We start from the raw sequence: 19,219 nt of genomic DNA, 5'->3' as shown, positions 1-19,219 counted from the left end.
CGGTCGGGAGCAGCGGACTATTCGCTACTCCCCATTCGCCATTCGCCTCTTAAGCCGCTTCAGCGGCGAGCTTCTTGCCCTTCTCGACGGCTTCTTCAATGGTGCCGACCATGTAGAAAGCGGCTTCCGGCAGGTGATCGTACTTGCCTTCGACCAGGCCCTTGAAGCCCTTGATGGTGTCGGCGAGCTCGACGAACTTGCCCGGCGATCCCGTGAAGATCTCGGCGACGTGGAACGGCTGCGACATGAAGCGCTCGACCTTGCGGGCGCGGGCCACCGTCAGCTTGTCCTCTTCCGAGAGTTCGTCCATGCCGAGAATGGCGATGATGTCCTGGAGCGCCTTGTAGCGCTGCAGCACCTGCTGGACCTGACGGGCGACCGCGTAGTGCTCCTCGCCGACGACCAGCGGGGAGAGCATGCGCGAGGTCGAGTCGAGCGGGTCCACCGCCGGGTAGATGCCCTTTTCGGCGATCGAGCGCGACAGCGTGGTGGTCGCGTCAAGATGCGCGAACGAGGTCGCGGGCGCCGGGTCGGTCAAGTCGTCGGCCGGAACGTAGATGGCCTGCACCGAGGTGATCGAACCCTTCTGCGTGGTGGTGATGCGCTCCTGCAGCGCGCCCATGTCGGTGGCAAGCGTCGGCTGATAACCCACGGCGCTCGGGATACGGCCGAGCAGCGCCGACACTTCCGAGCCGGCCTGGGTGAAGCGGAAGATGTTGTCGACGAAGAACAGCACGTCCTGGCCCTTGTCGCGGAAATCTTCCGCGATGGTGAGGCCGGTGAGCGCGACGCGGGCACGGGCGCCCGGCGGCTCGTTCATCTGGCCGAACACCAGCGCGCATTTCGACTTCACGCTCGGATCCGGATTCTTCGGATCGGCGTTGACCTTGGACTCGATAAACTCGTGATAGAGATCGTTGCCTTCGCGGGTACGCTCGCCGACACCGGCGAACACGGAATAACCACCATGCGCCTTCGCGACGTTGTTGATCAGCTCCTGAATCAGCACGGTCTTGCCGACGCCGGCGCCGCCGAACAGGCCGATCTTGCCGCCCTTGGCGTAGGGCGCGAGGAGGTCGACGACCTTGATGCCGGTGACGAGAATTTCGGCTTCGGTCGACTGGTCGGTGTAGCTCGGTGCTTCCTGGTGGATGGCGCGCAGGCCTTCCGACTTGACCGGGCCGGCTTCGTCGATCGGCTCGCCGATGACGTTGATGATGCGGCCGAGCGTGCCCTCGCCCACGGGAACGCGGATCGGCGCGCCGGTGTCGGTCACTTCCTGGCCGCGGACCAGACCCTCGGTGGTGTCCATCGCGATCGTGCGCACCGTGGATTCACCGAGATGCTGGGCGACTTCGAGCACCAGGCGGTTGCCGCCGTTCTTGGTCTCGAGCGAGTTGAGAATGGCCGGGAGGTGGCCTTCGAACTGCACGTCGACGACGGCGCCGATGACCTGGGTGACGCGACCGACCTGGGCTGCCATTGAATGTCTCCTTCGATCCGAATTCAGCTCATGATCCGATCAGATCGGATCGTGAGCTAGTTTACTTTTTGAGCATGATCTTGCGGAAAACCGGTTCCCACTTTTCCGGATCATGCTCGTTAGACCACGGTCAGCTTGACCGGGATGTTGCGTATGATGGGTACCGACGCGCCTTGATCAGACGGCCTCGGCGCCCGAGATGATTTCGATCAGTTCCTTGGTGATCTGCGCCTGACGCGTGCGGTTGTAGACCAGCGTCTGCTTGCGGATCATTTCACCAGCGTTGCGCGTCGCGTTGTCCATCGCGCTCATCTGCGCACCGTAGAACGAGGCGTTGTTCTCGAGCAGCGCGCGGAAGATCTGGACCGCGAGATTGCGCGGCAGAAGGCGGGTGAGGATCTCATCCTCTTCCGGCTCGTATTCGTAGGACGTGGTGCTGGCAGCAGCGCTCTCCTCGACGACCAGCGGGATCACCTGCTGGGCGGTCGGGATCTGTGCGATCACCGATTTGAAGCGCGAATAGAACAGCGTGCAGACGTCGAACTCGCCGGCCTCGAAGCGGGCCAGGACCTTCTTGGCGATGTCCTCGGCGTTGACGAAGCCGAGCTGGCGAACGCTGCGCAGATCGAGATGCTCGACGATCTGCTTGTCGAACTGGCGGCGCAGCTGCTCGTAGCCCTTGCGGCCGACGCAGAAGAACTTCACGTCCTTGCCCTGCGCCATCAGCGCCAGGGCGCGCTCGCGCGCCAGGCGCACGATCGAGGAGTTGAAGGCGCCGGACAGGCCGCGCTCGCCGGTGCAGACCAGCAGCAGGTGCACCTGATCCCTGCCGGTGCCGGCCAGCAGAACCGGCGCGCCGGGCGAGCCCGCGGCGGCGCTGGCGATGTTGGAGATCACCGCGCTCATCTTGTCGGCATAGGGACGCGCCGCTTCCGCGGCGGTCTGCGCACGGCGCAGCTTCGAGGCTGCGACCATCTGCATGGCCTTGGTGATCTTTTGCGTCGCCTTGGTGGAGGCGATGCGGACGCGCATGTCTTTAAGTGACGCCATTCTTCGTTCACCCCGGCGGTTCGACCATTACGGCCAAGCCACTAGCCTATCCCAGTCGTCATGCCCGGGCTCGTCCCGGGCATCCACGTCCCGTCTTGCACGCCAATAGACGTGGATGGCCGGGACAAGCCCGGCCATGACGGTTGTTTCTTAAGCGAATGACTTCGCAAAGCCCTCGACAACCGACTTCAGCTTGGCAGCGGTGTCGTCGGTGAGGTCGCGGGTGTCGCGGATCGAGTTGAGGATCTCGACGTGCTTGCCGCGCAGCAGCGAGAGCAGGCCGTCCTCGAACGCGCGCACCTTGTTGAGCGGGAGCGGATCGAGATAGCCGTTGGTGCCGGCCCAGATCACGCAGACCTGCTCTTCCATCTTCAGCGGCGAGAACTGCGGCTGCTTCAGCAGCTCGGTCAGGCGCGAACCGCGGTTGAGCAGGCGCTGGGTCGAGGCGTCGAGGTCGGAGCCGAATTGCGCGAACGCCGCCATTTCGCGGTACTGCGCGAGCTCGCCCTTGATCTTGCCGGCGACCTTCTTGGTGGCCTTGGTCTGCGCCGACGAGCCGACGCGCGACACCGACAGACCGACGTTCACGGCAGGACGGATGCCCTGGAAGAACAGGTCGGTTTCCAGGAAGATCTGGCCGTCGGTGATCGAGATGACGTTGGTCGGGATGTAGGCGGACACGTCGTTGGCCTGGGTTTCGATGATCGGCAGCGCCGTCAGCGAGCCCGAGCCCTGGTCCTTGTTCAGCTTCGCCGCGCGCTCGAGCAGGCGGGAGTGCAGATAGAACACGTCGCCCGGATAGGCTTCGCGGCCCGGCGGACGGCGCAGCAGCAGCGACATCTGGCGGTAGGCGACGGCCTGCTTGGAGAGGTCGTCATAGATGATGACCGCGTGCATGCCGTTGTCGCGGAAGTACTCGCCCATGGTGCAGCCGGTGAACGGCGCGATGTACTGCATCGGCGCCGGATCGGAGGCGGTGGCGGCGACGACGATCGAATATTCGAGCGCGCCCTGCTCTTCCAGCACCTTCACGAACTGGGCGACGGTCGAACGCTTCTGGCCGACGGCGACGTAGACGCAGTACAGCTTGATGTTCTCGTCGGGCTGCGCGTTGAGCGGCTTCTGGTTCAGGATGGTGTCGAGCGCGATCGCGGTCTTGCCGGTCTGGCGGTCGCCGATGATCAGCTCGCGCTGGCCGCGGCCGATCGGGATCAGGGCGTCGATCGCCTTGAGGCCGGTCGCCATCGGCTCGCTCACCGACTTGCGCGGAATGATGCCGGGCGCCTTGACGTCGACGCGCATACGCTTCTCGGCCTGGATCGGACCCTTGCCGTCGATCGGGTTGCCGAGCGCATCGACGACGCGGCCGAGCAGCCCCTTGCCGACGGGCGCGTCCACGATGGCGCGGGTGCGCTTGACGGTCTGGCCTTCCTTGATCTCGCGGTCGGCACCGAAGATAACGACGCCGACGTTGTCGGTTTCGAGGTTCAGCGCCATGCCGCGGGTGCCGTTCTCGAACTCGACCATTTCACCGGCCTGGACGTTGTCCAGACCGTAGACGCGGGCGATACCGTCGCCGACGGACAGCACCTGTCCGACTTCGGAGACTTCAGCTTCCTGGCCGAAATTCTTGATCTGGTCCTTGAGGATCGCGGAAATTTCCGCGGCGCGGATGTCCATCAGCCTGCCTCTTTCATCGCGTGCTTGATCGAATTGAGTTTGGTGCGAAGCGAACCATCCACCATGCGGCTGCCCAGCTTGACGACGAGGCCACCAATGATCGAGGGATCGACTTTCACGTTCAGCGCGACGTCCTTGCCGGTCACCGACTTCAGGGCAACCTTGAGGGCATCGAGATTCTTGTCCGAGAGCGCTTCCGCCACGGTGACGTCGGCCGTCGTCTCACCCTTGAACTTGGCGACGAGGGCGCGGTAGCCGCGGATGACGTCGGCCACCACGAACAGGCGGCGGTTGGCGGTCAGCACCTTGAGGAAGTTGGCGGAGATGCCGGCGATGCCGGCCTTGGCCAGCACGGCCGAGAGGGCCCGGGACTGGGCGTCGGCCGCGAACACCGGGCTGCGGACGAGGCGCTTGAGATCCGCGCTTTCGTTCAGCAAGGCATCGAATTTGTCGAGATCGGCTTTGACCTCGTCGACCACTTTCTGGTCGCGGGCCAGTTCAAACAAGGCCGTTGCATAACGGCCGGACACACCAGAAACGGACGTATCTTCTGCAGCCACAGACGCGCTCTTTTTGCTGTCAAACTCGCAAGGGAAAAACCGTCGCCACGAAGCGGCGCCTAGCGATCCAAGCCCTTGGAATTCAAGCGGGACTTCGATTTTCGACCAGCACGGGAGGTGCCGGGCTCGTTAAAATCGCGGCTTTGCTAACATAGCAGGCGCGCAGGTGCAACATGACGCCAAATTAAAGGCACGAGGTTCTCTCGCCAGTTCGTCGCAGCGAACGACGCCGCGAGGGCGGCGCTGGCGCGTCCGGACCGACGACCTCCCGCATCGCGGAAATTGCCGGAAGCCTCCCGGCGGTTGGTTCCTGCCCCCAGCGCATAGCGGCCATGAACACGGATCACTGAGGCGTGATTCCGACGCCGCCGGTTCCACTGGCCGAATACTTACCGAATTCTGAACAATCGAAACGATCACTTCGATTTACAGTATTTAGAAGTAATCATGAGGTTAATGAATCGTTAAAGCCAAAGATTACGGAACATCCTCTGATTATCGTACAACGGTAACAAGATGTTTCATGACGAAACATACCCAATTTACTGCCCAATTCACGCCTCATTGGGAATCGAAACGCCAAACCGCTCACAAACTGATGGGGGCTCCACTAGCCACATATGTGGCAATACTAGCTTAGGGACCAGTAAATGCTGTCTTTGAAGACGCTGGGCTTTGTGACCCGGCCGCGTACGGCGATCGCTTTCGTCGCCGCAACCCTTCTCGTCGGTGGAACCGCCACCGAAGCTTCCGCCAAATCCCGGCATCACCGGCATCATCATCACCGCCACCACGCCCAGACCGACACCAACGCGACCTCCGATTGGCGCAACGCCAATGCGTCGATGACGCCGACCTCCGGCACGGGCCGCAGCTTCTCCGGCGTGGCTTCCTTTTACGGCAACGAGTCCGGCAGCCGGACGGCGTCGGGCCAGCGCTTCAACCAGAACGCCATGACTGCGGCGCACCGTTCGCTGCCGTTCGGCACCAAGCTGCGTGTCACCCATCGCGGCCAGAGCGTGGTCGTCACCATCAATGACCGCGGCCCGTTCATTCGCGGCCGTGTCCTCGACCTCTCCACGGGCGCTGCCCGCGCCATCGGCCTCACCGGCGCCGGCGTCGGCCGCGTCACCGCGGAAGTCGTCTCCTAACGGGGCACCTCAAGCGCCTCTCCTCACACGCGCAGTTTCCATCAGTTTGCTGCGCGCGTGAGACAAGCCCGTGGTCTTGGGGGACCGCGGGCTTTTTTTATTGGGGCTCGGCGCGTGTCCCGGACAAGCAGCAACGCGCGCGCGTTGCTGCGCAGAGCCGGGACCCAGGAGCCGCGAGCTCCTCAGCGACATGGGCCCCGGCTCTGCAGCGCAGCGCTGAAGGGCGCTGCGCCGCGTCCGGGGCACGCGAGGAGAGATTTGCGCACCACTCTCTCACCGTCATTGCGAGCGCAGCGAAGCAATCCAGAATCTTTCCGCCGAGAGACTCTGGATTGCTTCGTCGCAAGAGCTCCTCGCAATGACGCGGGAGAGAGAGTGTCGCTACAAGAAGCTCTGCGGATCGACGTCCACTTCGAGCTTGAGATTGCCCGTCGCCTTCGGGCACACCGCGAGCCAGCGGCGCAGATAGTCCGACAGATCGAAACCGCGCGCCGATTTCACCAGGATGCGGAAGCGGTAGCGGCCCTTGATGACGGCGAGCGGCGCTTCCGCCGGCCCCAGCACCACCACGCGTTCATCGCGCGGCGCCAGCGCGACGAGCTTGCGGCCGAAACCTTCCGCGCTCGGACGGTCGCCTGCCGAGATGATCAGGCTCGCGAGCCGGCCGAACGGCGGATAGAGCGTCTTCTCGCGCAGCTCGATCTCGCTGTCGTAGAAGGCCTCGCGGTCGCAGGCGATCAGCGCCTTCATCACGGGATGATCGGGCTGGTGGGTCTGGAGATAGCCGACGCCGCGACCCTGCTCGCGTCCGGCGCGGCCGATCACCTGATTGAGCAATTGCCAGGTGCGCTCCGCCGCGCGCGGATCGCCGTTGCTGAGGCCAAGATCCGCATCGACCACGCCGACCAGATTGAGCCGCGGGAAATTGTGGCCCTTCGCCACGAGCTGCGTGCCGATGATGACGTCGACGCGGCCCTCCGCGATCTCGGCGAGCTCCGAGCGCATCGTCTCGATCGAGGTGATGAGATCGCTGGACAGCACCATGGTGCGCGCTTCCGGGAACAGCGCGGCCGCCTCCTCCTGCAGGCGCTCGACGCCGGGACCGACCGCGACCAGCGATTCCTCGGCGGAACAGTTCGGGCAGATGTGCGGACGCGGCATCGAGAAGCCGCAATGGTGACAGACGAGGCGCTGGCGGAAGCGATGATCGACCAGCCATGCATCGCAGATGGTGCAGGCGAAGCGATGGCCGCAGGCACGGCACAAGGTCAGCGGCGCATAGCCGCGGCGGTTGAGGAACAGCAGCGCCTGCTCGCGCCGCTCGATCGCGATTCTGATCTCGCCGGCAAGCCGCGGCGAGATGAAGCGGCCGCGCGCGGGCGGCTCGCGCCGCAGATCGATCGCCTCGATATGCGGCATGTGCTGGCCGCCGAAGCGCGAGGGCAGCGCGATGCGCTGGTAGCGGCTCTTGCGCGCATTGACCTCGGACTCCACCGAAGGCGTCGCGGAAGCCAGCACGACCGGAATCCTGGCGATGTGTGCGCGCACCACCGCCATGTCGCGGGCGTGGTAGTGCACGCCGTCGTCCTGCTTGTAGGCCTGGTCGTGCTCTTCATCGACGACGATGAGGCCGAGATTGGCATAGGGCAGGAACAGCGCCGAGCGCGCGCCGACCACGACCGGCGCGGTGCCAGCGGAGATCGCCGCCCAATTGCGTGCGCGGGTGCGCGGCGTCAATTCAGAATGCCATTCGATCGGCCGCACGCCAAAGCGCTGCGCGAAGCGGTCGAGGAACTGGCCAGTCAGCGCGATCTCCGGCATCAGGATCAGCGACTGTTTTCCACGGCGGATGGTTTCCGCGACGGCTTCGAAATACACCTCGGTCTTGCCCGAGCCGGTGACGCCGTCGAGCAGCGCGACATGGAAGGTGCCGTTGGCCGCGAGCGCGCGCATCGCATCCACGCCGGCACGCTGCAGCGGCGAAAAATCCGGCCGGCCGAAATCGGGATCGGGCGCGGGAGGGGGCGGAGGCGGCGGCATCGGCTCGACCGTGAGCGTGCCTTCGTCGACGAGGCCGTCGATCACGCCTGAGGAGACGCCCGCTTCCTTGGCCGCCTCGGACTTGCCGTGCAGCAGCCGGTCGGACAGCACCGCGATCAACCGCTGCCGCGCGGGCGTCAGGCGCTTGGGGGGATCGCCGACCAGGCGAACGCCGGCGCGCACCCGCTCCGGGCCGAGATTCTCGCCCATGCGCAGGCACATGCGCAGCACCATGCCGCGCGGACTCAGCGTGTAATTGGCGACCCAGTCGACCACCTGGCGCAGCTCGGGCTTGAGCGGCGGGATGTCGAGCTTCTCGCTGACCTCCTTGAGGCGATTGTGCAGGCGCGGATCGGGATTGGCGTTCTCGCCCCAGACCACGGCGAGCACCTCGCGCGGGCCGAGCGGCACGCCGACGAGATCGCCCGCCTTCAACTCCATCCCGCGCGGCACCTTGTAGGAATAGGTCTGGTCGAGCGCGACCGGCACCAGCACGTCGACCATGCGGGTCGCGTTGGCGGGGGCGGTCGGGCTGCGCGACGAATGATCCATGAGGGGAGAATCGGAACCGGGGGTGCTCAAGGCTAGCGCCACGGGCCGGCCTTAGCGAACGATAAACGAGTGTGATGCGATATACTGTGCGGAATCACCACGTCCAGAGCGCATGAGCAAAGCGGCCGTCCCACAGATCGAGCTCGCCAGCGCCGATCCCTCGATCGCGCAGGAGATGGCACGCTGGCTGTCGCATCTCGGCGCCGAGCGGCGGCTGTCGCCGAAGACGCTGGAGGCCTATGGCCGCGACCTGCGGCAGTGCCTGGATTTCCTCAGCAATCATTGGGGCGAGCGCGTCACGCTGGCGCGCTTCGCGGCGCTGGAAGCCACCGACATCCGCGCCTTCATGGCGATGCGCAGGGCCGACGACATTGCCGGCCGCAGCCTGATGCGCGCGCTGGCGGGCCTGCGCTCGTTCGGCCGCTTCCTCGAACGCGAGGGGAAGGGCAAGGTCGGTGCATTGTCCGCAATCCGCGCGCCAAAGGTTGCGAAGAGCCTGCCGAAGCCGCTGCCGATGGCCTCGGCCAAACGGCTTGCCGACGCCGACGAGCGCGCCGGCGAGGACCGCGAGACCTGGATCCTGGCGCGCGACGCTGCGGTGATGGCGCTGCTGTATGGCTCGGGCCTGCGCATCTCCGAGGCGCTCGGCCTGAAGCGCCGCGAGGTGCCGCGTCCCGGCGAAGGCGACGTGCTGGTCGTGACAGGCAAAGGCAACAAGACGCGCATGGTGCCGGTGCTCCAGAACGTGCTGGAGCTGGTGCAGGAGTACGTCGCGATGTGCCCCTATCCGCTGCCGGCGGATGGGCCGATCTTCGTCGGCGCGCGCGGCGGCCCCCTGAGCCCGCGCATCATCCAGCTGGCGATGGAGCGGTTGCGCGGCGCGCTGGGCCTTCCCGACAGCGCCACGCCGCACGCGCTCCGCCATTCCTTCGCCACGCACCTGCTCTCGCGCGGCGGCGACTTGCGCGCCATCCAGGAATTGCTCGGGCATTCCTCGCTCTCGACCACGCAGGTCTACACCGGCATCGATTCCGAGCGGCTGCTGGAAGTGTACGCGAGCGCGCATCCGCGGCGCTGACACACTCTCGTCATAGCTCGCGTGCCTCTTGCGCGGCAGCCGCGGTTCGGTCAATCGTTGCGGAACCGACCAAGAGGGGAATCATGGGCGCACACGAAAGCATGGAGCACGCCGAGCACGCCGAGCACGCGTCCGGCTCGAACAAGAAGATCGCGCTGCTGATCGCGGTGCTGGCGCTGTTCCTGGCGATCTCGGAGACGCTCGGCAAGGCCGCCCAGACCGAATCGATCAGCAAGAACGTCGAGGGTGCCAATCTCTGGGCATTCTTCCAGGCCAAGAGCATCCGCCGCACCGTGGTGATTACCGCGGCCGAGCAGGGCAAGCTGACGCTGGGCTCGCTGGCCGACGACGCCGCCATGAAGCCGGCCGTGCAGAAGCAGATCGACGACTGGACCAAGACCGCACAGCGCTACCGCTCCGAGCCGGAGACCGGCGAAGGCACCGAGCAGCTCGCGGAGAAGGCCAAGCACGCCGAGCATGCGCGCGACGAGGCGACCGCGAAATACCACCATTTCGAGCTGGCCTCGGCCGCGTTCCAGATCGGAATCGTGCTGGCCTCGGCCACCATCATCACCGGCATGCTCGCGCTGGCCTATGTCAGCGGCGTGCTGACGGTCGCCGGCCTGATCATGACCGCGCTCGGCCTGTGGTGGCCGCATCTGTTGCATTTGCATTGAGGGCTACGGCCGACGCTATTAATCCCGTCATCCTGAGGTGCGAGTGGCGCGATGCAAAAAGCATCGCGCCGGGAGCCTCGAAGGATGAGCGGCCACCGCTGCCACCGCGCAGAGAGAGCCGGGCCGTCGCCCTTCGAGGGCCGCTGAAGAAGCGGCCACCTCAGGGTGACGGTGAGAGAATGATTGTGCCGGCGCTCACCGCGCTTCGTGCACGCTCTTGCGGAAGCGCTGAATCAGGCGAAGCGTGCGGACGGACCACCCCTGCCCGTTGCCGGCGATCAGCTCGCGGATGCGGCGCTTGATCGGATCGACCAGTTCGGCGGCCTTGGCGCGCACCTTCAGCACCAGATCGTAGATCCGCTCGAACCAGTGCATCTCCAGGAGCTTGTGGCGCGTCACGTCGAACACGAAGGCGGTGACGCCGACGCCGACCAGCTTTGCGAACACGATCATGAAGACCGCGCTGGTCCAATATTCGTGCGCGAGCAGCCACAAGCCGACCAGCTTGAGCGGGAACAGCGGGACGATGGGGACCGCGAACACGATCAGCGTCATGGCCGGCGACAGCGCATTGACGCGCTCCGTCAGCCAATGCTTGAACCGCGCGAGCGGGATGGCTGCGACGACCCTGGCAACGATCGGCTCGAGATGGTCCCACAGCCAGGCTTCGATCAGGAAGATGATCGCAAGCAGGACCCAGACCGGTTGAAGGAGGCGGCGCAGCATGTGTTTCCCGCCCGATTCGGTGCTGGGCGCGTGCCTACATATGGATGGCCCGCTTGCCGACCGCAAGCGCGGCTTCCTTGACGGCCTCCGAGCGGGTCGGATGGGCGTGGCAGGTGCGCGCGAGGTCCTCGGCACTGCCGCCGAATTCCATGAGAACGCAGGCTTCATGGATCATTTCGCCGGCTTCGCGGCCGATGATGTGAACGCCGAGCACGCGATCGGTCTTCGCATCTGCGAGAATCTTCACAAAGCCGTCAGTGGTCTGGTTGACCTTGGAGCGGCCATTGGCGGTGAACGGAAACTTTCCGACGGTGTAACCGACGCCCGCCTGCTTCAGTTCCTCCTCGGTCTTGCCGACGGAGGACACTTCCGGCGTGGTATACACGACGCCCGGAATGACGTCGTAGTTCACGTGGCCGGCTTGGCCGGCGATGATCTCGGCGACTGCAACGCCCTCGTCCTCGGCCTTGTGCGCGAGCATCGGGCCCGCGACGACGTCGCCGATGGCATAGACGCCCTTCAGGCTGGTGGCGAAATGCGGATCAATCTGCACGCGGCCGCGCGCGTCGAGCGCGACGCCGGCCTCCTTCAGACCGAGACCGTCGGTGTAGGGCACGCGGCCGATGCAGACGAGCACGACGTCGGCTTCCAGCGTCTCGGCAGCGCCGCCGGCAGCGGGCTCGATCGTCGCCTTCAGCGTCTTGCCCGAAGTGTCGACCGCGGTGACCTTGGCCCCCAGCTTGAACGCAAAGCCCTGCTTCTCGAGGATGCGCTGGAATTGCTTGGCGATCTCGCCGTCCATGCCGGGCAGGATGCGGTCGAGGAATTCGACGACGACGACTTCGGCGCCGAGACGGTGCCAGACCGAGCCGAGCTCGAGGCCGATCACGCCGGCACCCACGATCAGCAGCTTGCCGGGGACCTTGTCCAGCGACAGCGCGCCGGTGGACGACACGATGCGCTTCTCGTCGATCTCGATGCCCTTCAGACGCGCGATGTCGGAGCCGGTGGCGATGACGATGTTCTTCGCTTCGATGACTTGCGACTTGCCGTCGGCGGAGACCTCGACCTTGCCGGTGCCTAGGATCTTGCCGGTGCCCTTGAGCACGTCGATCTTGTTCTTCTTCATCAGGAACTCGACGCCCTTGACGTTGCCGTCGATGCCCTGCTGCTTGAAGTTCATCATCGCGGGCAGATCGAGCTTCGGCGACGAGACCGCCACGCCCATCTTGGCGAAGGAATGGCCGGCTTCCTCGAACATTTCGGAGGCGTGCAGCAGCGCCTTCGACGGCATGCAGCCGACGTTCAGGCAGGTGCCGCCGAGCGTGGCGTTCTTTTCGACCACGGCGACTTTCATGCCGAGCTGGGCTGCGCGCACCGCGCAGACGTAACCGCCCGGTCCGGTGCCGATGACGACGAGATCGTAGGTAGCCATGAGTGAAAGTCCCGTGAAGTTTGGCGTGATGAGGATGTGTCAGCGTCCGCCGGTGCGTCAGCGTCCGCCGGACACATCGAGAATGGCTGAGGTGACGTAGGAGGCCTCGTCCGACATCAGCCAGACGATGGCATTGGCGATTTCCTCGGCGGTGCCGACGCGCTTCATCGGCACCATATGGGCCAGGCGATGGGCGCGGTCCGGCTCGCCGCCGGCCGCGTGGATCTCGGTGTCGATCAGGCCGGGACGGATGGCGGCGACGCGGATGCCTTCGCCCGCGACCTCGTAGCCGAGGCCGACGGTGAAGGAATCCACCGCGCCCTTGGACGCGGCGTAATCGACATAGGTGTTGGGGGCGCCGAGCCTGGCAGCGACGGACGAGAGGTTGACGATCACGCCGCCCTCGCCGCCGTGCCTGGTCGACATCCGCTTGATGGCTTCGCGCGCGCAGAGGATGGAGCCGGTCACGTTCACCGCCATCACGCGCTGGATGCGCTCGGCCGACATTTCGTCCACGCGCACGCCGCTCTTGCCGACGATGCCGCCGTTGTTGACGAGCGCGCCAAGCGTGCCCAGCTCGTCAGCTTCCTTGAACAGGGCGAGGATGTCGTTTTCTTCGGCGACATCGCATTTCACCGCGATGGCCTTGCCGTTGGCGGCCTCGATCTGAGCGACGACCTCGTCGGCCGCCTTCTTGTTGCTGGCATAGCCGACCACGACGCGATAGCCGCGCGCGGCCGCCGCGATCGCGGTCGCCCGCCCAATGCCGCGGCTGCCGCCGGTGATGACAACGACCTTATCCGTCATGCGCACCTCCATGGTTCGACACGCGCCGCCGCGCTGATCGCGACGGCGCTCGCAGAGCAACAGGGATCAGAGATCGAGCACCAGGCGCGCCGGATCTTCCAGGCTCTCCTTGACGCGGACCAGGAAGGTGACGGCTTCCTTGCCGTCGATGACGCGGTGATCGTAGGACAGCGCCAGGTACATCATCGGGCGAACCTCGATCTTGCCGCCGACGACCATCGGGCGCTCCTGGATCTTGTGCATGCCGAGGATGCCGGACTGCGGCGCGTTCAGGATCGGGGTCGACATCAGCGAGCCGTAGATGCCGCCATTGGTGATGGTGAAGGTGCCGCCCTGCATCTCGTCGATCTTGAGCTGGCCGTCACGGGCGCGGCGGCCGAAATCGGCGATGCTCTTCTCGATGTCGGAGATCGACTTGTGGTCGCAATCGCGCACCACGGGCACGACGAGGCCCTTGTCGGTGCCGACGGCGACGCCGATGTGGTAGTAGTTCTTGTAGATCAGGTCGGTGCCGTCGATCTCGGCGTTGACCGCCGGGATGTCCTTCAGCGCCTGCACGACGGCCTTGGTGAAGAAGCCCATGAAGCCGAGCTTGGCGCCGTGCTTCTTCTCGAACGCGTCCTTGTAGTGCGCGCGCAGCGCCATGACGTTGGTCATGTCGACCTCGTTGAAGGTCGTGAGCATGGCCGCGGTGTTCTGCACGTCCTTGAGGCGGCGCGCGATGGTCTGGCGCAGGCGGGTCATCTTGACGCGCTCTTCGCGGGCTGCGTCATCGGCCGGCGACGGCGCGCGAACCTGCACGGCGGCGGCGGGCTGGTTGACCGGGGTCGGCGCCGAGGCGGCGCGCTCGATCGCAGCCAGCATGTCGCCCTTGGTGACGCGACCGTCCTTGCCGGAGCCCGGCACGGTCGAGGCGTCGATGCCGGTCTCGGCCGACAGCTTGCGCACGGACGGGGCGAGCGGCGCATCGGCCGGCGGCGCCTTCGGCGCAGCGGCGGCAGCAGCCGGAGCCGCAGCGGCCGGAGCCGGAGCCGCGGCCGGCTTGGCGGGAGCGGCGGCGGGCTTGGCAGCACCGGCCCCCTCGGTGATCTGGCCGAGCAGCGCACCGACGGCGACAGTCGCGCCGTCGGCGGCGATGATCTCGCTCAGCGTGCCCGCGGAGGGCGCCGGGACTTCGATGGTGACCTTGTCGGTCTCGAGCTCCACCAGGGGCTCGTCGACGGCGACGGGATCGCCGGCCTTCTTGAACCAGCGGCCGATGGTGGCCTCGGTGACGGATTCGCCGAGCGTCGGCACACGAATTTCAGTCATGGTCTTTTCCTTAAGGAGATCGCGGTCTTGAATTCATGTGTCATCGCCCGCCTTGTGCGCGCTTGCGCACGGGGGCGGGCGATCCAGTACGCCGTGACGTCGATGAGCAGAACGAATGCCGCGGAGTACTGGATGCCCCGCCTTCGCGGGGCATGACTCAGTTTGAAATTGCCTAGCTCAGTGCTTCGTCCAGGAACGCCTTCAGCTGCGCCTGATGCTTGGACATCAGACCCGTGGCGGTCGCGGCGGAAGCGGCGCGGCCGACATAACGCGGACGCCGGCTCACGCCGTTCACCTGGTTCAGCACCCATTCCAGATAGGGCTCGATGAAGTGCCAGGCACCCATGTTGCGGGGCTCTTCCTGGCACCACACCACTTCGGCCTTCTTGAAGCGCGAGAGCTCGGCCACCAGCGCCTTCAGCGGCACAGGATAGAGCTGCTCGATGCGCATCAGATAGATGTCATCGATGCCGCGCTTCTCGCGCTCCTCGTAGAGGTCGTAATAGACCTTGCCGGAGCAGAGCACGATGCGGCGGATCTTCTCGTCCGGAACGAGCTTGATCGCCTCGCTCGGCAGCATCTGGGCGTCATCGTACAGGATGCGGTGGAAGGTCGTTCCCTTCGCCAGCTCTTCGAGACGCGACACCGCCCGCTTGTGACGCAGCAGCGACTTCGGCGTCATCATGATCAGCGGCTTGCGGATCTCGCGGTGCAGCTGGCGGCGCAGCGCGTGGAAGTAGTTCGCCGGTGTGGTCGGGTAGACCACCTGCATGTTGTCTTCCGCGCACATCTGCAGGAAACGTTCGAGGCGCGCCGAGGAGTGTTCCGGTCCCTGGCCCTCATAGCCGTGCGGCAGGAGGCAGACGAGACCGGACATGCGCAGCCATTTGCGCTCGCCCGAGGAGATGAACTGGTCGAACACGACCTGCGCGCCGTTGGCGAAGTCGCCGAACTGGGCTTCCCAGAGCGTCAGCGTGTTCGGCTCGGCGAGCGAATAGCCGTATTCGAAGCCGAGCACGGCCTCTTCCGACAGCAGCGAGTTGATGACCTCGTAATGGCCCTGCTGGCTGCCGAGATGGTTGAACGGCGTGTAGCGGCTCTCGTCCTCCTGGTCGATCAGGACCGAGTGGCGCTGCGAGAAGGTGCCGCGCTCCGAATCCTGTCCGGACAGACGGACATGGTGGTTTTCCTGGAGCAGCGTGCAGAACGCCAGCGCTTCGCCGGTCGCCCAGTCGATGCCGGCACCGGTGTCGATCGCCTTGGCGCGGTTGTCGAGGAAGCGCTGGATGGTGCGGTGGACGCGAAAACCGTCCGGCACCTTGGTGATCTTGCGGCCGATGTCCTTCAGGATCGGAAGGTCGACGCCGGTGACGCCGCGACGCGCGTCCTCTTCCTGGTCGGCGATCTTGAAGCCGGACCACTTGCCGTCGAGCCAGTCGGCCTTGTTCGGCTTGTAGGAGGTGCCGGCCTCGAACTCGGCATCGAGCCGGGCGCGCCAGTCGGCCTTCAGCTTGTCGACCTCGCCCTCGGTGACCACGCCTTCGGCGATCAGGCGCTTGGAGTAGAGCGTGAGGGTCGAGGGATGGGCCGCGATCCGCTTGTACATCACCGGCTGGGTGAAGGCCGGCTCGTCGCCCTCGTTGTGGCCGTAGCGGCGATAGCACCACATGTCGATGACGACGGGCTTGTGGAATTTCTGCCGGAACTCGGTCGCGACCTTGGCCGCGAACACGACGGCTTCCGGATCGTCGCCGTTGACGTGGAAGATCGGCGCGTCGATCATCTTCGCCACGTCCGACGGATAGGGCGAGGAGCGCGAGTAGCGCGGATAGGTGGTGAAGCCGATCTGGTTGTTAACGATGAAGTGCACCGAGCCGCCGGTGCGGTAGCCCTTCAGGTCCGACAGGCCGAAGCACTCCGCCACCACGCCCTGGCCGGCGAACGCGGCGTCGCCATGCATCAGGAGCGGCATGACGGAGATACGCATGTCCGGCGGATCGCCGTGCTGGTCCTGCTTCGCACGCACCTTGCCGAGCACGACGGGATCGACGATCTCGAGATGCGAGGGGTTGGCGGTCAGCGACAGATGGATCCGGTTGCCGTCGAACTCGCGGTCCGAGGAGGCGCCGAGGTGATATTTGACGTCGCCGGAGCCCTCGACCGCGTCGGGATTGGCCGAGCCGCCCTTGAATTCGTGGAACAGCGCGCGGTGTGCCTTGCCCATCACCTGGGTCAGCACGTTGAGGCGGCCGCGATGCGGCATGCCCAGCACGATCTCCTTCACGCCGAGATTGCCGCCGCGCTTGATGATCTGCTCCAGCGCCGGGATCAGCGATTCGCCGCCGTCGAGGCCAAAGCGCTTGGTGCCGGTGAACTTGGTGTCGCAAAACTTCTCGAAGCCTTCGGCTTCGATCAGCTTCATCAGGATGGCTCTGCGGCCTTCGCGGGTGAACGAGATCTCCTTGTCGGGTCCCTCGATGCGCTCCTGGATCCAGGCCTTCTGCGCGGCATTGCTGATATGCATGAACTCGACGCCGAGCGTCTGACAGTAGGTGCGCTCGCAGATCGCGGTGATCTCGCGCAAGCTGCCGTATTCGAGGCCGAGCACGTGATCGAGGAAGATCTTGCGATCGTAATCGGCCTCGGTGAAGCCGTAGGTGCGCGGATCGAGCTCCTCGCGGTTGCGCGGCGCTTCGATGCCGAGCGGGTCGAGCTTGGCATGGAAATGGCCGCGCATGCGGTAGGAGCGGATCAGCATCAGGGCGCGGACGGAGTCGCGCGTGGCCTGGAGGATGTCGGCGGAGGAGATGTCGGCGCCCTTTGCCTGCGCCTTGGCGGCGATCTTGGTGCCGACCGCCTTCTCGACTTCGGCCCAGTTGCCGTCGAGCGCCGAGGTCAGATCGTCCTTCGGCGTCAGCGGCCAGTTGGCGCGCTCCCAGGACGGACCCTGGGCGTTCTTCCGGACGTCAGAGGGCTGGTCGTTGAGGCTCTTGAAGAACTCCTGCCACTCGGCATCGACCGAGGACGGGTCCTTCTCGTAGCGGGCGTAGATTTCGTCGATGTAGGTGGCGTTGGTGCCCTGCAAAAAGGAAGACAAGGCAAAGGCTGCGTTCGCGTCCTGGCGAGACATACTGGAGTTCCTGGCGATTTCGGTTCGCGCATAACAAACGGCGCTGGCGCCGAGCTCCCCGGCAGAGGCTCGGCGCGACAGGCACCCTTTACCCTATTTGCTGCGAAACTTCGCCCGGAAAAGCACGAAAGAGTGAATTAGCCTTTCAACTTTTCGGCAAGCGTGTGGCCGAGGCGGGCGGGCGACGGGGACACTGTAATCCCAGCCGATTTCATCGCTTCGGTCTTGGAACCGGCATCGCCCTTGCCGCCCGAGATGATCGCACCGGCATGCCCCATGCGGCGGCCGGGAGGGGCGGTGACACCGGCGATGAAACCGACCATCGGCTTCTTGCGACCGCGCTTGGACTCGTCCTTGAGGAACTGGGCGGCGTCCTCCTCGGCGGAACCGCCGATCTCGCCGATCATGATGATCGATTCGGTCTTGGGGTCGGCGAGCAGCATCTCCAAGACGTCGATGAACTCGGTGCCCTTGACCGGGTCGCCGCCGATGCCGACCGCCGTGGTCTGGCCGAGGCCTTCCTGGGAGGTCTGGAACACGGCTTCGTAAGTGAGCGTGCCCGAGCGGGAGACGATGCCCACGGAGCCCGTCTTGAAGATATTGGCCGGCATGATGCCGATCTTGCACTCGCCGGCGGTCATGACGCCCGGGCAGTTCGGCCCGATCAGGCGCGACTTGGAGCCGGCCAGCGAACGCTTCACCCGCACCATGTCGAGAACAGGAATGCCCTCGGTGATGCAGACGATCAGCGGGATCTCGGCGTCGATGGCTTCGCAGATCGCATCCGCCGCGCCCGGCGGCGGCACGTAGATCACCGAGGCGTCGGCGCCGGTCTTCTCACGCGCCTCGCGCACGGTGTCGAACACCGGCAGACCCAGATGCGTCGAGCCGCCTTTGCCCGGCGAGGTGCCGCCGACCATCTTGGTGCCGTAGGCAATCGCAGCCTCCGAGTGGAAGGTGCCGTTCTTGCCGGTAAAGCCCTGGCAGATGACCTTGGTGTTCTTGTCGATCAGGATGGACATGAGGTCTGCTTTCGCGAACTAACGAGTGAGAGGTCAGTGGATGCGGCGGTAGACGCCGGTGAGCACGTCGGCCCAGCCTTCCGCGTCCGGCGAGAACTGGATCTTCAACGAATAGGAATCGTCGTCGATGATCTCGTAGACGTGGCGCGCATTGCCGCGGAGCGAGCCGCGCACCAGCGTCAGGGTCTTGCCGACCCACCCGCCCGAAGCGGGCGAGGGCGGCGTGTAGCCGAGCGAGTCGTACCAGAACAATTTGTAGGTCCGGTCGTCGGGATCGTAGGTGAAGATGCCGTGAGTGGCGAAGACCTGCTTGCCGTCGCGCATCTGAGCCGAATCCTGGATCAGGTAGAACCCGTTGAGGTCCATGCGGGCGACGACGCGAGAGGTCGCCGGCCCGCCTTCCGTCCAGCGCGACGGGAAGACCACCTCTTCGCCATTCCATTCGCCGGCGAACGCGGCGAGACGCGCGTGCTCGGGAAGCGGAGATGGTGCGGCGAGATGGTCCTGGGCCATGGCC

General features: G+C 65.4%; 15 protein-coding genes. 3 read left to right on the top strand and 12 right to left on the bottom strand.

The annotated features are described in order from the left end of the window. Nucleotides 1-49: 49 nt before the first annotated feature. From atpD to AC1RQP_RS15115, 4 genes are all read right to left on the bottom strand, one after another. On the bottom strand, nt 50-1,483 hold the full coding sequence (gene atpD, locus AC1RQP_RS15130) for a F0F1 ATP synthase subunit beta (protein ID WP_131874106.1): 1,434 nt from the start codon (nt 1,481-1,483) through the stop codon (nt 50-52). Between the two features lie 177 nt (nt 1,484-1,660). After that, nucleotides 1,661-2,533 carry a F0F1 ATP synthase subunit gamma gene (locus AC1RQP_RS15125; RefSeq protein ID WP_061880208.1) on the bottom strand — a complete coding sequence of 291 codons (873 nt, stop codon included), beginning with the start codon at nt 2,531-2,533 and terminating at the stop codon, nt 1,661-1,663. A gap of 150 nt (nt 2,534-2,683) precedes the next feature. Next, nucleotides 2,684-4,213, bottom strand: coding sequence for a F0F1 ATP synthase subunit alpha (gene atpA, locus AC1RQP_RS15120; RefSeq protein ID WP_239628948.1), 1,530 nt, complete (start codon nt 4,211-4,213; stop codon nt 2,684-2,686). Next, a complete protein-coding gene (locus AC1RQP_RS15115) occupies nt 4,213-4,773 on the bottom strand; it encodes a F0F1 ATP synthase subunit delta (protein WP_131874110.1) in 561 nt (186 codons plus the stop codon). The genes atpA and AC1RQP_RS15115 overlap by 1 nt, the downstream gene beginning before the upstream one ends. Nucleotides 4,774-5,423: 650 nt before the next feature. Here AC1RQP_RS15115 and AC1RQP_RS15110 point away from each other — a divergent pair. Further along, nucleotides 5,424-5,924, top strand: a complete 501-nt coding sequence (locus AC1RQP_RS15110; RefSeq protein ID WP_492937538.1) for a septal ring lytic transglycosylase RlpA family protein — start codon at nt 5,424-5,426, stop codon at nt 5,922-5,924. Between the two features lie 381 nt (nt 5,925-6,305). Here the strand turns inward: AC1RQP_RS15110 and AC1RQP_RS15105 are convergent, their stop codons facing one another. Beyond that, nucleotides 6,306-8,516 (bottom strand): primosomal protein N', encoded by a 2,211-nt coding sequence (locus AC1RQP_RS15105; RefSeq protein WP_492937537.1) that lies wholly within the window; start codon nt 8,514-8,516, stop codon nt 6,306-6,308. Nucleotides 8,517-8,628: 112 nt separating this feature from the next. On the opposite strand from AC1RQP_RS15105, the gene AC1RQP_RS15100 reads away from it, so the two are divergent. Both AC1RQP_RS15100 and AC1RQP_RS15095 read left to right on the top strand, forming a co-directional pair. Then, a complete protein-coding gene (locus tag AC1RQP_RS15100) occupies nt 8,629-9,594 on the top strand; it encodes a tyrosine recombinase XerC (protein ID WP_492937536.1) in 966 nt (321 codons plus the stop codon). A gap of 83 nt (nt 9,595-9,677) precedes the next feature. Next, nucleotides 9,678-10,271, top strand: coding sequence for a DUF4337 domain-containing protein (locus AC1RQP_RS15095; protein ID WP_492937535.1), 594 nt, complete (start codon nt 9,678-9,680; stop codon nt 10,269-10,271). A gap of 195 nt (nt 10,272-10,466) precedes the next feature. Here AC1RQP_RS15095 and AC1RQP_RS15090 read toward each other — a convergent pair whose 3' ends face one another. The 7 genes from AC1RQP_RS15090 to AC1RQP_RS15060 form a co-directional block, all read right to left on the bottom strand. Beyond that, a complete protein-coding gene (locus AC1RQP_RS15090) occupies nt 10,467-10,997 on the bottom strand; it encodes a hypothetical protein (RefSeq protein WP_239628940.1) in 531 nt (176 codons plus the stop codon). A gap of 34 nt (nt 10,998-11,031) precedes the next feature. Next, complete coding sequence (lpdA, locus tag AC1RQP_RS15085; protein WP_239628938.1) at nt 11,032-12,432, bottom strand: dihydrolipoyl dehydrogenase; 1,401 nt, start codon at nt 12,430-12,432, stop codon at nt 11,032-11,034. 57 nt (nt 12,433-12,489) lie between these two features. After that, nucleotides 12,490-13,239 (bottom strand): SDR family oxidoreductase, encoded by a 750-nt coding sequence (locus AC1RQP_RS15080; protein WP_492937534.1) that lies wholly within the window; start codon nt 13,237-13,239, stop codon nt 12,490-12,492. 66 nt (nt 13,240-13,305) lie between these two features. Then, nucleotides 13,306-14,550 (bottom strand): 2-oxoglutarate dehydrogenase complex dihydrolipoyllysine-residue succinyltransferase, encoded by a 1,245-nt coding sequence (odhB, locus tag AC1RQP_RS15075; RefSeq protein WP_370117555.1) that lies wholly within the window; start codon nt 14,548-14,550, stop codon nt 13,306-13,308. Between the two features lie 172 nt (nt 14,551-14,722). After that, nucleotides 14,723-17,680, bottom strand: coding sequence for a 2-oxoglutarate dehydrogenase E1 component (locus tag AC1RQP_RS15070; RefSeq protein WP_239628934.1), 2,958 nt, complete (start codon nt 17,678-17,680; stop codon nt 14,723-14,725). Nucleotides 17,681-17,817: 137 nt separating this feature from the next. Further along, complete coding sequence (sucD, locus tag AC1RQP_RS15065; RefSeq protein WP_492937533.1) at nt 17,818-18,702, bottom strand: succinate--CoA ligase subunit alpha; 885 nt, start codon at nt 18,700-18,702, stop codon at nt 17,818-17,820. Between the two features lie 33 nt (nt 18,703-18,735). Then, the gene (locus AC1RQP_RS15060) at nt 18,736-19,215 is read right to left on the bottom strand and encodes a DUF1579 domain-containing protein (protein ID WP_239628933.1); all 480 of its coding nucleotides are present in this window, start codon (nt 19,213-19,215) and stop codon (nt 18,736-18,738) included. Between the last annotated feature and the right edge of the window lie 4 nt (nt 19,216-19,219).

The organism is Bradyrhizobium sp. GW821-FHT13H06 (assembly GCF_058803975.1).
The sequence above is the reverse complement of the archived record's forward strand: the minus strand, read 5'-3'. Positions and strand labels throughout refer to the sequence as shown.

Bases quoted from the DNA above. Each gene is read 5' to 3' on its own strand.
- AC1RQP_RS15070 (WP_239628934.1), bottom strand. From the start codon at position 17,680: ATGTCTCGCCAGGACGCGAACGCAGCCTTTGCCTTGTCTTCCTTTTTG.
- atpA (WP_239628948.1), bottom strand. From the start codon at position 4,213: ATGGACATCCGCGCCGCGGAAATTTCCGCGATCCTCAAGGACCAGATC.
- AC1RQP_RS15090 (WP_239628940.1), bottom strand. From the start codon at position 10,997: ATGCTGCGCCGCCTCCTTCAACCGGTCTGGGTCCTGCTTGCGATCATC.
- AC1RQP_RS15105 (WP_492937537.1), bottom strand. From the start codon at position 8,516: ATGGATCATTCGTCGCGCAGCCCGACCGCCCCCGCCAACGCGACCCGC.
- AC1RQP_RS15080 (WP_492937534.1), bottom strand. From the start codon at position 13,239: ATGACGGATAAGGTCGTTGTCATCACCGGCGGCAGCCGCGGCATTGGG.
- lpdA (WP_239628938.1), bottom strand. From the start codon at position 12,432: ATGGCTACCTACGATCTCGTCGTCATCGGCACCGGACCGGGCGGTTAC.
- sucD (WP_492937533.1), bottom strand. From the start codon at position 18,702: ATGTCCATCCTGATCGACAAGAACACCAAGGTCATCTGCCAGGGCTTT.
- atpD (WP_131874106.1), bottom strand. From the start codon at position 1,483: ATGGCAGCCCAGGTCGGTCGCGTCACCCAGGTCATCGGCGCCGTCGTC.
- odhB (WP_370117555.1), bottom strand. From the start codon at position 14,550: ATGACTGAAATTCGTGTGCCGACGCTCGGCGAATCCGTCACCGAGGCC.
- AC1RQP_RS15060 (WP_239628933.1), bottom strand. From the start codon at position 19,215: ATGGCCCAGGACCATCTCGCCGCACCATCTCCGCTTCCCGAGCACGCG.
- AC1RQP_RS15095 (WP_492937535.1), top strand. From the start codon at position 9,678: ATGGGCGCACACGAAAGCATGGAGCACGCCGAGCACGCCGAGCACGCG.
- AC1RQP_RS15110 (WP_492937538.1), top strand. From the start codon at position 5,424: ATGCTGTCTTTGAAGACGCTGGGCTTTGTGACCCGGCCGCGTACGGCG.
- AC1RQP_RS15125 (WP_061880208.1), bottom strand. From the start codon at position 2,533: ATGGCGTCACTTAAAGACATGCGCGTCCGCATCGCCTCCACCAAGGCG.
- AC1RQP_RS15100 (WP_492937536.1), top strand. From the start codon at position 8,629: ATGAGCAAAGCGGCCGTCCCACAGATCGAGCTCGCCAGCGCCGATCCC.